Origin of the sequence: Halomonas sp. 3D7M (assembly GCF_014897885.1) — a bacterium.
GTDB lineage: Bacteria > Pseudomonadota > Gammaproteobacteria > Pseudomonadales > Halomonadaceae > Vreelandella.
This window is the reverse complement of the sequence record NZ_JABUZF010000174.1, coordinates 8267-21431: the sequence shown is the minus strand read 5'-3', so window position 1 is coordinate 21431 and position 13165 is coordinate 8267. Positions and strand designations below refer to the sequence as shown.

Below are 13165 nucleotides of genomic sequence, written 5' to 3'. Positions count from 1 at the left end.
TGATAGAAACGCTAAGGTTGATAGGCGCATTGGCATTCCCAGTGGTAAGCATTGATAATAGAACGATTGTTAACACTGGGAGTGCTTCATGGCATCTAGCCCTAATTCATTAGTGCCCGATGCGTCAGCGCCGCCTCAGTTAGGCCGAGACGATGTCGAGCTTATTCAGCGAGAGACCCTTTATCAGGGGTTTTTCCGTTTGGAAGCCTTAGAACTGCGTCATCGTCTGTTTGAAGGTGGCTGGAGCGGCACGATGCGGCGTGAGGTGCATAACCGCTTTGATGCTGTTGGCGTGCTGCTTTACGACCCTGCTCGTGACGCATTAGTACTTGTCGAACAGTTTCGTGCTGGCGCGATTGATGATCCGCTTTCCCCTTGGAAGTTAGAGTTGGTGGCGGGGCTGGCAGATAAAGGCGAGTCCCTTGAAGATGTTGCCCGCCGCGAAGCCATGGAAGAGTCTGGCTGCCAGGTTGGCGTGCTGACGAAATTGCATACTTATTATCCAAGCCCAGGGGCGTGTAACGAACGCGTGACGCTATTTTGTGGTTTAGTCGATACCCAGGGTATGGGGGGAATTCATGGCCTGGATGATGAGCACGAAGATATCCGTGTTCATGTGGTGGCTTTTCCGACAGCATGGGAACTCCTGGAACAGGGAAGACTCGATAACGCCATGTGTTTGATTGGGCTACATTGGTTAGCGAGCCAGCGCGCTTCGCTGCGTGCTGCTTCTCATCGAGCAGCGACAATGCCAAGCGAATCTGAAAAGGAGTGAACATGGCTAGAACCGCCTATGTCACCGATTTAAAGTCCCTGCAGGGCGAGTGTAGCGCCAACTATATGCGCATGCTTCGTTTGGTAGGTGATATGGAAAGTGGCCAGCGACGTGATATCGCGCTGCATGGCGATGACCAGCATTTCGGCGATTTACATCTTAAGATTCTGGAGCAGGCGCCCTATACCACGATGGTGGAAGTGACCCAGAGTGGGCCGCTAGATGCGGTTATTGAAGGCCCCAGAATGCGTGTCCATCTCTACCATGATGTACGTATGGCAGAAGTGACTGATTTTCAGCGTGAGCGCCACTTTAGTGGTCGCTATCGTTACCCGAATGCCAGAATGCACCAGCCAGATGAGAAGCTGCAACTGAATCGCTTTCTAGGTGAGTGGCTGGCGCATGGCTTAGCCCATGGCCATGCCTGTGATATGCCGGAGTTACCCTGATGCGGCTGGTTCAGATTACCGATTCGCACCTGCATGCCGATAAGGCAGCTCGCTCACGGGCGGGAATTCCGTGGCAGCAGTTTGAGCGTGTGCTGGAAGCCGTGATCGCTGAGCGGCCTGACATCGTCGTATTTAGCGGTGATGTAAGCCAAGATGAAACGGCTGCCTCTTACGCGTTGGCATGCCAAGCGCTGGCATCATTGCCGTGCCCATGGTTCTGGATTCCTGGCAATCACGATCAGTTGGCATTCATGCAAGCAGAACACCCGCTGGTGGAAGAGGTCGATCTAGCGCAGTGGCGATTACTGCTGCTGGATACTCATGTGGAAGGCCAGCCGTATGGCGAGTTAGGTGCTGAGCGCTTAAACGCACTGGCTGCGCGCCTGGAAGAAGATGATCGCCCAACCTTGATTGTGATGCATCATCCCCCCGTTGATGTGGGCGCTGTGTGGATGGACGCTATTGGCCTTCAAGATCGCGAGGCGTTTTGGCAACTGTTAAACCGCCACCCTCAGGTTAAAATCATCCTGTTTGGTCATGCCCACCAAGCCTATGCCCAGTCGCACCGTACCGCGGATGGCAAGATTGACGTGTATGGTTGTCCTGCCATCGCAGACCAGTTCTTACCCGGCGCTGAGCAGTTTGCGATTGATGAAGCATCTCGACCCGGCTATCGAATCATTGATCTTCATGGCAGTGATTGGCAGACCTGGATTGAGCGTGTTGTCGTATAGTGTGTGCCTGTGATGACACTGTTAGGCAATAAAGATATAAAAAGATAGTTATTAATTCTTTTGGGTTATTATTGACTCGGCGTTACCCTATCCTCAAATAACCGTCTTTCGGCAACATTGCCGTTAGTCGGAAAATAGCGTTTGCACGTGCAAGCACCGTTTTATGAGGGAGTAGGTAATGAACCAGTTTTCTGCGCCGTCAGCGTCCCAGCGTGAGGTGTCTGCCACACCTGACGCGGCACGTTTGACCCATCTAAAGCAGCTAGAAGCTGAATCGATACATATTATCCGGGAAGTCGCCGCTGAGTTTAGTAACCCGGTCATGATGTACTCCATCGGTAAAGACTCCTCGGTGATGCTGCACTTGGCGCGCAAAGCCTTCTACCCGGGGACACCGCCATTCCCGTTGATGCATGTGGACACCACCTGGAAGTTTCGTGAAATGATCGAGTTTCGTAACCGCATGGCAGAAGAAGCGGGAATGGAGCTGATTGTGCATACCAATGAGGAGGGGCGGGCTGCCAATATCAACCCCTTCGACCACGGTAGTGCGAAATATACCGACATCATGAAAACCCAAGCGTTGAAGCAAGCGCTGGATAAGCATGGCTTTGATGCGGCTTTCGGCGGCGCACGGCGTGATGAGGAAGCCTCGCGCGCTAAAGAGCGTGTCTACTCCTTCCGCGATAAATACCACCGCTGGGATCCGAAGAGTCAGCGCCCTGAGCTTTGGAATGTGTATAACGCCAACGTTAACAAGGGCGAGTCAATTCGCGTCTTCCCACTTTCGAATTGGACCGAGCTGGATATCTGGCAGTACATCTATCTTGAGTCGATTCCGATTGTGCCACTTTACTTCGCCGCCAAGCGTCCTGTGGTTGAGCGTGATGGCATGCAGGTTATGGTTGACGATGATCGCTTGCCCTTGGCACCCGATGAAGTGCCTGAAGAGAAGTTTGTGCGCTTCAGAACGCTGGGCTGTTATCCACTGACCGGTGCGGTGGAATCAACGGCGGCGACACTGCCCGAGATTATTCAAGAGATGCTGTTGACCAAAACCAGTGAGCGTAGTGGCCGTGCCATTGATCGTGACCAGGTCGGTTCGATGGAGAAGAAAAAGCGCGAAGGCTATTTTTAAGGAGTAGGTCTAATGGCTCATCAATCCAATTTAATTGCTGACAATATCGAGCAGTACCTTCACGAGCACGAGAACAAAGACCTGCTGCGCTTTATTACCTGCGGCAGTGTCGATGACGGCAAATCTACGCTGATCGGGCGACTGCTGCACGACTCTAAAATGATCTTTGAAGATCAACTGGCGGCAATTACCCAAGCGTCTAAAACCAGTGGCACTACCGGTGATACGGTTGATTTGGCGCTGTTGGTAGATGGTTTGCAGTCAGAGCGAGAACAGGGCATTACCATTGATGTTGCTTATCGCTTTTTCTCCACCGAAAAGCGTAAGTTCATCATTGCGGATACCCCAGGGCATGAGCAGTACACCCGAAACATGGCCACGGGCGCTTCAACAGCCAGCTTGGCGATTATTTTGATTGATGCCCGTTATGGTGTGCAGACCCAAACTCGTCGCCATAGCTTTATTGCCGATTTGCTGGGTATTCAGCACTTGGTGATTGCGGTAAACAAAATGGATTTGGTGGAGTTCTCTGAGCAGCGCTTCAACGAGATTGTTGATGAGTATCGCGCGTTTGCCACCAACCTTAGCGCGCCGGATATTCGCTTTGTACCCATGTCGGCACTCAACGGCGACAACGTCGTCAACCCAAGTGATCAGACGCCTTGGTATTTCGGTACGGATTATGAAGGTAAAACGCTGATTGAGCTGCTGGAAAGTGTCGAAATCAGCCGTGACCAAAACCTCACTGATTTACGTTTGCCGGTACAGTACGTTAATCGCCCGAATCTGGATTTTCGCGGTTATTGCGGCACATTAGCGGCAGGTATTCTGCACCCAGGCCAGGAAGTAAAGGCGCTGCCATCGGGTAAAACGTCACGGGTTGAGCGAATTGTGACGTTTGACGGCGACTTAAGCGCCGCTTATCCAGGCCAAGCAATAACCGTCACCCTGGAAGATGAGATTGATATTTCCCGCGGTGATTGGATTGTTAGTGCCGACGCCGACTTACCGCTTTCTAATGCGTTCATGGCGGATATTGTATGGATGCATGAAGATGCACTGGCGCCGGGAAAACTGTATGACTTTAAGCTCGCCACCCGAGATCTATCTGGGCAGGTAAGTGCCATCGAGTACCAGATTGACGTTAATACACTTGAAAGACACGCCACTGACTCGCTGGGGTTAAACGCGATTGCTCGCTGTGAGGTAGAGTTAACAGCCGCGATTCCAGTGGATGATTATCGAACCAGCCCTGGTACTGGTAGCTTTATCATCATCGACAGACTGACCAACGTAACAGTTGGCGCTGGCATGATTCGCGGAACAGCCGATGCCCGCGAGCAGGTCAGTGGCGCTACTGATTGGGCAGCCTTTGAGCGTGATTTGAACGCGCTAGTGCGTAAGCATTTTCCGCACTGGGAAGCGAAGGATGTGCGTGACTTGCTGCGTTAACAGGGTCTGTTAGCAAGTACTGTTAGTAGGTACTGTTATCAGGTACTGTTATCAGGTACGTGAGCTGAACCAAAAAGCCGCCTTGGTCATTGAGACCAAGGCGGCTTTTACGTAAGGAGCAGCGCTACTGTGTGTTAGACGAAGCCTGCGCGTTAGGGAAAAATAGCTGTTGGCCGTTGACAGTAAAATCGGCAATCGCTTGCTGTCCTTCTTCAGACACCAGCCACTGGTGCCACTGGGCCGCTAAATCATGCTTCAAGTGCGGGTGTCGCTGTTCAGAAAGCAGCAGAGTGCCGTACTGATTAAACAGCGCATCGTCGCCTTCAAATAACAGTGTTAAGTCTTGCGGGTTTTCAAACGCTACCCAAGTTGCGCGGTCAGTGAATGTGTAGGCGTTCATCCCTGCAGCGGTGTTTAGGGTTGGGCCCATACCGCTACCTAACTCGCGATACCATTCACCTTGAGGGGTCACCTCTGCACCTTCCCATAAACGCAGTTCGGCACGGTTGGTGCCACTATCATCTCCACGGGATGCAAAGGGCGATTCGCTTTCCGCGATACGTGCAAACGCCTCGGCGACGTTGGCACTACTGCTAATGTCTGCAGGGTCATCGCTGGGCCCGACAATCACAAAGTCGTTATACATGACGTCCAGGCGCTCGCTGGCGTAGCCATCGCCGACAAACTGCTCTTCGCCCGCCGTGTCATGCACCAGCAGGCTATCGGCATCTCCTCGGCGGGCAATCTCAAATGCTTGTCCTGTCCCTACGGCGACCACACGTACATCGATGCCCGTGGTGTCGGTGAAGGTAGGAATAATCGCGTCAAATAGCCCTGAGTTTTCAGTGGAGGTGGTTGACGCTAAGGTGATGAAATCATCGTTAGCGAGCAGTGAGGCACTCCACGAGAGGCCTACTAATCCTGAGGTTAATAAGCTAGCGGTAGCCAACGTTGTGGTTTTTTTCATAGGGTTGCTCCTGGGGTTACCAAACAAGTTCGCCGCGAATAAAGGCTCCCGCTTGTGTGGAAGCTGGCGTGTCAAAAAAGTGTTGGGCCTGTGTGTGCTCTAGCACTTGACCGCTATACATAAACACCACCTCATCAGCCAGGCGGCGTGCTTGATGCAGGTCGTGGGTCGTCATAATGATGCGGGTGCCGTTCTGATGAAATTCATTTACCGCATCTTCAACCGCCTTGATAGCAGCAGGATCTAGAGCAGATGTAGGCTCATCTAAAAACAGCACGGCAGGGTTAAGTAACCAGGCGCGAGCAAGCGCAAGGCGCTGCTGTTCGCCGCCGGAGAGCACCCGGGCAGGACGCTTGGCAAGCGCGACTAAGCCAAATTTTTCGAGTGCCTGCAGGGCCATATGTTTGCGCTGCCGACGTGGCACTCCGCTAACTGCCAAGGCATAGGTCAAATTATCGATTGCCGAGCGGCGCAGTAGCACCGGGCGCTGGAATACCATGGCTTGGGCAGGCGGCTCTCCCTGCCAACTAACGTGGCCACTGCTGGGGGAGAGCAGGCCGTGGGCCAAACGCATTAACAGGCTCTTTCCCGCACCGTTGGGACCCATAATAAGTGTGCGTTGGCAGCCTGAAAGTGTCAGCGTGGTGGGAGCGAGTAAACGATGCCCGCGATGCTCAAAACTGACCTGATCAAAATGCAGTGAAGGCACGGTCGTCATAAGAGACTGGGGAAAACTAGCTGGTGGAAAAACAGACGCGTTCATCCTAACCGCCTCTTAGCCGTCTCACTAACCGTGTGAGCCAATGCATTAATCAGCGTCACAAGGCTAAGCAGCACGATGCCTAATCCCAGCGCGAGGGGGAGGTTGCCTTTACTGGTTTCCAACACAATGCTGGTAGTCATTACGCGAGTGACGCCATCAATATTGCCACCGACAATCATCACTGCACCGACTTCAGCGCTAGCGCGGCCAAAGCCTGCGAGTATCACGGTTAATAGTCCGAAACGTGCGTCCCACAGTAGAGTAGGCATCATCCGTAGCTGCTTCAGGCCAAGAGAGCGCAGCTGTTCGGCATACTCGTTATGCAGTGTCTCTACTTGTTGGCGAGTAAGCGCGGCAATAATCGGGAATACTAAAATGACTTGTGCAATCACCATGGCCGTTGGCGTAAACAGCAGCCCAAACTGACCTAGTGGCCCCGCGCGGGAAAGCAGTAGATAAACACATAGCCCAGCGACCACTGGGGGAAGACCCATGAGCGCGTTAAGCAGCACGATCAACGCGTTGCGGCCAGGGAAGCGCCAAAGAGCCAGCGCTGCGCCCAGTGGTAATGCCAGTGCACTAGCGAGCAGTACTGCAAGCAACGATACCTGCAGTGACAGCGTCACGATATCGATTAACCCCTGATCCATGCCCAGAATCAAGGCAAACGCTGTGTAAAAGGGGTTCTCACTTGGGGACATTGCTGTTCGCACCCTCATTTTTGTAATTCAGCATCGTTTTAACAACCGACATCATGTGAGTTCAATCACCTTAGGTGCATCCGCTAGCATAATGTACGCAAACTTGATGTAATGCACTTTAGCCTGAAATATATGCAGCTATATGCAGTAAAGTGCGAGGCGCATGAGCATGTTAAGGGAATTCCTCACCACGGCAGAGGTGGCCGACTACCTGCGCTTAAAAGAGCGAAAGGTGTATGACTTGGTGCGCCAGGGGCAGATACCTTGCAGCCGCGCTACCGGAAAATTGCTCTTTCCTCGTCAGCATATCGATATGTGGGTGCTTAGCCATTTAGAAGGTGACCAAGCGCTGCGTTCGCCGCTGCCGTTGATAGTGGCGGGTAGCCAAGATCCACTGTTGGAGTGGGCGGTTCGCGAAAGCGGTAGTGATTTGGCTTCGCTGTGCCACGGCAGTGGCGATGGCCTGCGCCGTTTGATGGAAGGAAAAGCGATGCTGGCGGGGATTCACTTACTCAACTTTGAATCCGGGCGCTATAACGAGCCAGCGGCACTAGGGCTGGGTGGTGTGCGGGACTTAATCGTGCTGCATTGGGCGAAGCGTCAGCAAGGGTTGCTAGTGGCACCGGGAAATCCACTGGGCATTCAAACGCTCAGTGATGTTTCTCGCCAGAAGGCTACGCTTGCCCACCGTCAGCCTGATGCAGGTGCGGCTCAGTTACTGCGTTGCCTGCTACAGCGGTCAGCGATTGAACCGAGCACACTCAATTGGGCAGCTAACGTTTCGTTGAGCGAAGATGATTTAGCCCTTTCCATTGCTCAAGGTGAAGCGGACGTTGGACTTGGGGTCGAAGCTGCAGCCCGTCGTCAACACCTACACTTTATACCGCTAATTGAAGAGTCATTTGACTTGGTGATGCACCGCCGAAGTTACTTCGAACCAGCGGTTCAGGCGCTTATTTCATTTACTCGCCAGGAGCGTTTTATCCAGCGGGCGGGGGCTTTGCAAGGCTATAACGTGAGCGGCTTGGGAGAAGTGTTGTACAACGCTTAGCAATATGGCTTTTGGCGGTTGAGGGACACCCGCCATTACGCCACACTGGTGACCGTTTAGCTATTTAACAGAGCCATCACAGGAAGTGAACAATGTTGGGAATGACGCAAAATATAGCGGTTGCCGATGACGTGGCTGAGTGTTTTTCGTGTGGGTGCCAGTAATGGCGTGGTATCAACCGTGGGTAAGTTTTGCCAAACGGTTGGCTCACGTGGTGGCACAGCCGATGAAGCGCGACAGCGGTCATGGGGGGATGATGGTGCACCCCTACCGTGGTTATGGTTCCCAGCGAGAGGTGTTTGTGATGGGGCGCGTGTTTCGTCAGGCCGCGTTAGGTAGGGCGATACCCCGGCGAGGTATGTTGCGGGATACTGCGGATGTTGCTCGGCGTATCTTTCGTCGCGGCCTCGCGAATGCCAAAGTGGATATACGCATTGGCGATAATCAGCTGTGTCTAACGACTGACCGCGACGGTTACTTTGACGCTCACTTGCCGATTAGTACTGCATTACCGGTTGATGTTTCCTGGCATCGTGCCGATATCATGGTTCATGCTGACGGCCACCCGCCAATCCGCACCAGCGTCGAAGTTTACGTGCCGCCTCCCGAAGCAGACCTGTTGGTGATCAGTGATATTGATGACACCGTCATGTTCACCGGCGTCGCTGAAAAACTCAAAATGCTGTATCGCTTGTTTGTCCGTAAGCCGCATCGACGCACGGCTTTTCCTGGGGTGGCATCGCTTTATCAGGCGCTGTATCGAGGAGAAACTGAGAAAGCTGAACGGCCTATTTTGTATGTTTCCCGAGGGCCCTGGGCAATCTATGAGATGTTGGAAACCTTCTTTCAGCTTAACCGTATTCCTGTTGGGCCTATTCTATTCCTACGCGAGTGGGGGATTTCTCTGCGCCGCCCGTGGCCGCGGCGGGCCGAAGCGCACAAGCGTGATTTGATCGACCGCATGTTAGCGCTCTATCACGATATGCCCTGTATTTTGATTGGTGACAGCGGCCAGCACGACCCAGAGGTTTATACCGAGGTGGTGAAGGCATATCCGACGCGAATCAAAGCGATCTATATTCGTCGAGTTGATAAGGATCCTCAGCGGGAAGAGGCGATTCAGCGTTTACGGGATGAACTTGCCCATACTGATTGTGAATTGGTACTCGCTGCTGACAGTATTTTGATCGCCGAACATGCCTACTCTAAAGGCGATATTTCTGCCAGAGGTCTGCAAGCGGTACAACGGGATGTAGACGCGCATCACCATGACCCTGAATAGTTGCAGGTGAGTGCGCCTATTTTGTGCTCATGGTAAAACTAAACACGGGTTAGCGGGTCGTTAATTTAGGTTCTTCATCAGTGGTGAGTGTGATCATGGTCATTGTGTTAATCGTATTGGCGCTGGCCATTTTTGTTCTGCCTAACCTATGGGCAAAATGGGTATTGAAACGCCACACCCGTGGACGGGATGACTATCCGGGTACCGGCGCGGAGCTTGCTGAGCATCTGCTACGCCGTTTGGGTGTTGACGGTGTGAAAGTTGAGCGTAGCGAATTTGGTGATCATTACGACCCGGAATCGCGCTGCGTACGTCTCACCCCGGACCACTATGATGGCCGTTCACTGACGGCGGTGACCGTAGCTGCCCACGAGGTCGGGCACGCTATTCAACACCATGAAGGCTACGCGCCTTTGCTAGCCCGAAGTCGTTTGGTTCAAGTAGCGCAAAAGGCAGAAAAGCTGGGCGCTATTTTAATGATGGCCGCACCGTTTCTGTTTGTGCTCACAAGACTGCCCGGTGGGCTGGCAGCGGTTATCGCCATGGCCGTTATTAGTTTTGGCACCGCCGCGCTGGTGCATCTAGTGACGCTGCCCGTTGAGTTCGATGCCAGCTTTAACCGTGCACTGCCACTGCTTAAAGAGTACGTGCCGCCCTATGACATGCCCGGCGCTCGCCATGTGCTTACCGCCTGCGCGTTCACCTACGTTGCTGCTTCGTTAGCCAGCGTGATGAACCTTGGCCGCTGGCTGGTGATTTTGCGGCGTTGAGATTGGCTAGAGCTTGGGAAGCCACGATGAGTAACAAAAAAGCCGCTCAACATTAGAGCGGCTTTTCAGCGTTATGCGTTGGATGCAGACAAATTACTTCTTAATCATCCGGTAACCAGCCAACAATACCAAAGCACCTACAATAGCGGTCACAAAACTTCCAAAGCTAAAGTCACCCATGGTGCCAAGCCCAACCAGTGAGCCAATCCAGCCACCGACAAAGGCGCCAGCAATACCGAGAAGAATGGTAACGATAAGGCCACCTGGATCTTTACCAGGCATAATCACTTTTGCAATAACACCGGCGATAAGACCGAATAGAATCCATGCTAAAAAACCCATCTTTACTCCTCGATGTTCTATTAGTGAGCACGTCATTATGAACTAGGTGATGACTGGCTGTGTAATTAAGAACTGTTTCATTAAGGCCTATACTGCTGAAAATACGACATAACGTATTCGTATTAGTTTCGGTTGGCGATAATCACCGCTCGACGTGGGGCGGGGTAGCCTTCAATGGTGCGGGTTGGGTCGCTGGGGTCGAGGAAATCCGCTAGCGATTGATAGGTCATCCACTCGGTTGAGCGCTGCTCGTCAAGTGTTGTTAGCGCTTCGTCGACCACTCGCACATTGGTAAAACCGCACCGTTCTAGCCAGTGGCATAGCGCTTTTGAAGAGGGCAGGAAGTAAACATTAGGCATCGCGGCGTAGCGTTCGCCGGGTACAAACACGGTTTGCTCATCGCCTTCCACCACTAGTGTTTCTAGCACCAGTTCACCGCCAGGGGCTAACGCCTCTTTTAGTTGCTGCAGATGCTCAAGTGGCGAAGGACGGTGGTAGAGCACGCCCATGGAAAATACCGTATCGAAAAATCCCAGCTTTTCCGGCACATCTTCAATGCCTACCGGTAGAAACTGCGTGCGGCCGCCGTCGGCATTGCCAACGAAGTGGCGCACCGCCTGAAACTGCCAATAAAAGCGTGGTGAAGGATCAATCACTAGCACAAAGGCTGCGCCTTCTCCGGCCATGCGCCAAGCGTGGTAGCCGCTGCCACCGCCAACATCCAATACCTTACGGTACTTTAGCGGCGCGAGATGCGGGGCGACTCTTTGCCATTTCCAGTCGGAGCGCCATTCGGTGTCGATATCAATGCCACCCAACCGAAAGGGGCCTTTGCGCCAGGGCGACAGTTTGCGCAGCAGGTTAAAACACTGGCGCTTTTGGCTATCACTCAAAGCGACATCAACGCTCACTGTATCGCTGGTAAGATCGACGTGGCGCTCTTCGGGTAGAGCAGGTAGTTTGGCAACTGCCTTCTCCCAGGCGGACAGGTCGCCATGGCGCTGGCGATCTAGCCCATTGGCCAGCTGTTCAGGCAGCTTGGCAAGCCAGGGTGTCAGTGCGGCATCCTGGCTGGCTTGATCTAAAAATGCCTGATAAAGCGCGCGATGATCATCGGGTAACAGCGGCACCTTAATCCTCCTTGAAGGCGATCAGCGAGGTAAAGTTCAAGTACTGGAACCAAGTCATTGAGCGAGGAAAGCCCGCTAGGGCTAAGCGGCCATGTAAGGCATCAAGCGTGTCGGGAATCAGCACGTTTTCCAGCGCTGTGCGTTTTTGGCTGATTTCCATATCGCTGTAGCCATTGGCACGCTTGAAGTCATGGTAGCGCTCGACTCGCCATGCGTTATCCCGCTCATCGGCATCGATGGTTTTCTCCGATAAAATCAGTACGCCGCCCGGTTCAAGGGCATCGTAAAGCCGCTTCAGCAGCGCATCGCGATCGGCAGGGGGCAGAAACTGCAGCGTAAAATTAAGAATGATCATGCCGGAAGGTGCATACTCAAGCGTGCGTATGTCGGCCTCCTCGATCTGCATGGCATGGTCTGGGCACTCTTCTGAAAAGGTTTGCTTGGCCCTAGCCACCATGGCGGGTGAAAGATCCACACCGGTATAACGAAAGGCATCGGCGGGAAGTGCACCCGCCNNCGGCGGGAAGTGCACCCGCCAGTGCCAGGCCGGATGCGCCCAGCGAGCAACCTAGGTCGTAAACGTGAGCGCCATGGCGCAAATGGCGTTGGGCAATTAAGCTCAACATGCCGAGGATTTGCCCGTAACCGGGCACTGAACGGCGGATCATATCAGGGAAGCACGCAACGACCTGTTCGTCGAAGGAGAACCTTGCCACCTTATCTAAGGGTGTTGAAAAGATAGCGTCGCGGTAAGATGCATCACTCATGGGCAAGCCAGGATTATTAATGAGGCTGCGTAGTTTACGCGCCCTTGATACACCAGAACAGACCTGTTTATAACAGATTCCTGCTGCATGGAATGGCGCCACAGGAGAAGGCATATGGCTTCAGCAACACGCACAACCCCCGATACACTACCCGCATGGCAGACGTTGAAGCATCATGCTGACACGCTACAACAGGTACACTTAAAAAATTTGTTCGGTGATGATGACAGTCGCTGGTTGAACTTCACGCGCCAAGTGGCAGGGTTAACCTTGGATTTATCTAAACAGCGTTGGGATGATGACACCCTTGAACACTTGCTGGCGCTGGCGCATGAGGCGGGAATGCCTGGGGCGATTGATGCGCTGCTAAGCGGAAAGCGTGTCAACGTCAGTGAAAATCGCCCCGCACTACATACAGCTTTACGGTTACCTGCTGATGCCACGCTTGAAGTAGAAGGGGAAGATGTGGTGGCCGCTGTGCATGACAGCCTTGCCCAAATGGAGTGCTTGGTGCAGCGCTTACAGGCGGGGCAGTGGCGTGGTGCAACCGGTAAGCCGATCCGGCATGTGGTGAATTTAGGTGTCGGCGGCTCGGATCTTGGTCCGTTAATGGTCACCCATGCGCTGGCAGATTATCGTCCAAAAGAGGGGCACCCATTGGACGTGCACTTTGCGTCTACCATGGATGGCTCCCAGCTGGCGGATTATCTAAGTCGCTTTAATCCTGAAACAACCTTGTTTGTTTTATCGTCCAAGTCGTTTACCACTATCGACACGCTTTCCAATGCTAATACGGCCAAAGACTGGCTATTAGGAAAGCTTTCTGAGCATGGCGATCTTCCCA

At 53.2% G+C, this 13165-nt stretch carries 13 protein-coding genes and 2 pseudogenes; 9 read left to right on the top strand and 6 right to left on the bottom strand.

Annotation, left to right across the window (positions count from 1 at the left end):
• Positions 1–88 precede the first annotated feature (88 nt).
• From INT22_RS09590 to cysN, 5 genes are all read left to right on the top strand, one after another.
• A complete protein-coding gene (locus INT22_RS09590) occupies positions 89–775 on the top strand; it encodes an NUDIX domain-containing protein (protein WP_089037577.1) in 687 nt (228 codons plus the stop codon).
• A 2-nt stretch (positions 776–777) separates the two neighbouring features.
• Positions 778–1224, top strand: coding sequence for a DUF1249 domain-containing protein (locus INT22_RS09585; RefSeq protein WP_193061241.1), 447 nt, complete (start codon positions 778–780; stop codon positions 1222–1224).
• A complete protein-coding gene (locus INT22_RS09580) occupies positions 1224–1958 on the top strand; it encodes a phosphodiesterase (protein WP_193061242.1) in 735 nt (244 codons plus the stop codon). The genes INT22_RS09585 and INT22_RS09580 overlap by 1 nt, the downstream gene beginning before the upstream one ends.
• Before the next feature lie 178 nt (positions 1959–2136).
• On the top strand, positions 2137–3096 hold the full coding sequence (gene cysD / locus INT22_RS09575) for a sulfate adenylyltransferase subunit CysD (protein WP_193061243.1): 960 nt from the start codon (positions 2137–2139) through the stop codon (positions 3094–3096).
• Positions 3097–3108: 12 nt separating this feature from the next.
• Positions 3109–4548: a sulfate adenylyltransferase subunit CysN gene (cysN, locus tag INT22_RS09570; RefSeq protein ID WP_089037580.1), complete on the top strand. Its 1440-nt coding sequence runs from the start codon at positions 3109–3111 to the stop codon at positions 4546–4548.
• A 124-nt stretch (positions 4549–4672) separates the two neighbouring features.
• Here the strand turns inward: cysN and INT22_RS09565 are convergent, their stop codons facing one another.
• From INT22_RS09565 to INT22_RS09555, 3 genes are read right to left on the bottom strand one after another with little or no spacing between them, the layout of a single operon-like run.
• Complete coding sequence (locus tag INT22_RS09565; RefSeq protein WP_193068149.1) at positions 4673–5515, bottom strand: substrate-binding domain-containing protein; 843 nt, start codon at positions 5513–5515, stop codon at positions 4673–4675.
• Between the two features lie 16 nt (positions 5516–5531).
• Positions 5532–6278, bottom strand: coding sequence for an ATP-binding cassette domain-containing protein (locus tag INT22_RS09560; protein ID WP_193068148.1), 747 nt, complete (start codon positions 6276–6278; stop codon positions 5532–5534).
• Positions 6275–6979, bottom strand: a complete 705-nt coding sequence (locus INT22_RS09555) for an ABC transporter permease (protein WP_193068147.1) — start codon at positions 6977–6979, stop codon at positions 6275–6277. The genes INT22_RS09560 and INT22_RS09555 overlap by 4 nt, the downstream gene beginning before the upstream one ends.
• Before the next feature lie 163 nt (positions 6980–7142).
• On the opposite strand from INT22_RS09555, the gene INT22_RS09550 reads away from it, so the two are divergent.
• The 3 genes from INT22_RS09550 to INT22_RS09540 all read left to right on the top strand — a co-directional run bounded on the left by INT22_RS09550 (position 7143) and on the right by INT22_RS09540 (position 10082).
• Complete coding sequence (locus tag INT22_RS09550) at positions 7143–8030, top strand: helix-turn-helix transcriptional regulator (RefSeq protein ID WP_226912564.1); 888 nt, start codon at positions 7143–7145, stop codon at positions 8028–8030.
• A gap of 163 nt (positions 8031–8193) precedes the next feature.
• Positions 8194–9312, top strand: a complete 1119-nt coding sequence (locus INT22_RS09545) for an App1 family protein (protein WP_193068146.1) — start codon at positions 8194–8196, stop codon at positions 9310–9312.
• A gap of 95 nt (positions 9313–9407) precedes the next feature.
• A complete protein-coding gene (locus tag INT22_RS09540) occupies positions 9408–10082 on the top strand; it encodes a zinc metallopeptidase (protein WP_095603218.1) in 675 nt (224 codons plus the stop codon).
• Positions 10083–10175: 93 nt separating this feature from the next.
• Here the strand turns inward: INT22_RS09540 and INT22_RS09535 are convergent, their stop codons facing one another.
• The 3 genes and pseudogenes from INT22_RS09535 to cmoA all read right to left on the bottom strand — a co-directional run bounded on the left by INT22_RS09535 (position 10176) and on the right by cmoA (position 12321).
• A complete protein-coding gene (locus INT22_RS09535) occupies positions 10176–10424 on the bottom strand; it encodes a GlsB/YeaQ/YmgE family stress response membrane protein (RefSeq protein ID WP_038485698.1) in 249 nt (82 codons plus the stop codon).
• A 122-nt stretch (positions 10425–10546) separates the two neighbouring features.
• Positions 10547–11554, bottom strand: a complete 1008-nt coding sequence (gene cmoB / locus INT22_RS09530; protein ID WP_193068145.1) for a tRNA 5-methoxyuridine(34)/uridine 5-oxyacetic acid(34) synthase CmoB — start codon at positions 11552–11554, stop codon at positions 10547–10549.
• 1 nt (position 11555) lies between these two features.
• Positions 11556–12321: pseudogene (gene cmoA, locus INT22_RS09525) on the bottom strand (carboxy-S-adenosyl-L-methionine synthase CmoA).
• Positions 12322–12435: 114 nt separating this feature from the next.
• On the opposite strand from cmoA, the pseudogene INT22_RS20630 reads away from it, so the two are divergent.
• Positions 12436–13165: pseudogene (locus tag INT22_RS20630) on the top strand (glucose-6-phosphate isomerase); the annotation flags it as partial.

What these genes read in the sequence shown, in the direction of transcription:
- INT22_RS09580 (WP_193061242.1), top strand. Translation starts at nt 1,224, where the DNA reads ATGCGGCTGGTTCAGATTACCGATTCGCACCTGCATGCCGATAAGGCA.
- cysN (WP_089037580.1), top strand. Translation starts at nt 3,109, where the DNA reads ATGGCTCATCAATCCAATTTAATTGCTGACAATATCGAGCAGTACCTT.
- INT22_RS09560 (WP_193068148.1), bottom strand. Translation starts at nt 6,278, where the DNA reads ATGAACGCGTCTGTTTTTCCACCAGCTAGTTTTCCCCAGTCTCTTATG.
- INT22_RS09585 (WP_193061241.1), top strand. Translation starts at nt 778, where the DNA reads ATGGCTAGAACCGCCTATGTCACCGATTTAAAGTCCCTGCAGGGCGAG.
- INT22_RS09565 (WP_193068149.1), bottom strand. Translation starts at nt 5,515, where the DNA reads ATGAAAAAAACCACAACGTTGGCTACCGCTAGCTTATTAACCTCAGGA.
- cysD (WP_193061243.1), top strand. Translation starts at nt 2,137, where the DNA reads ATGAACCAGTTTTCTGCGCCGTCAGCGTCCCAGCGTGAGGTGTCTGCC.
- INT22_RS09550 (WP_226912564.1), top strand. Translation starts at nt 7,143, where the DNA reads ATGAGCATGTTAAGGGAATTCCTCACCACGGCAGAGGTGGCCGACTAC.
- INT22_RS09590 (WP_089037577.1), top strand. Translation starts at nt 89, where the DNA reads ATGGCATCTAGCCCTAATTCATTAGTGCCCGATGCGTCAGCGCCGCCT.
- INT22_RS09545 (WP_193068146.1), top strand. Translation starts at nt 8,194, where the DNA reads ATGGCGTGGTATCAACCGTGGGTAAGTTTTGCCAAACGGTTGGCTCAC.
- INT22_RS09555 (WP_193068147.1), bottom strand. Translation starts at nt 6,979, where the DNA reads ATGTCCCCAAGTGAGAACCCCTTTTACACAGCGTTTGCCTTGATTCTG.
- INT22_RS09535 (WP_038485698.1), bottom strand. Translation starts at nt 10,424, where the DNA reads ATGGGTTTTTTAGCATGGATTCTATTCGGTCTTATCGCCGGTGTTATT.
- INT22_RS09540 (WP_095603218.1), top strand. Translation starts at nt 9,408, where the DNA reads ATGGTCATTGTGTTAATCGTATTGGCGCTGGCCATTTTTGTTCTGCCT.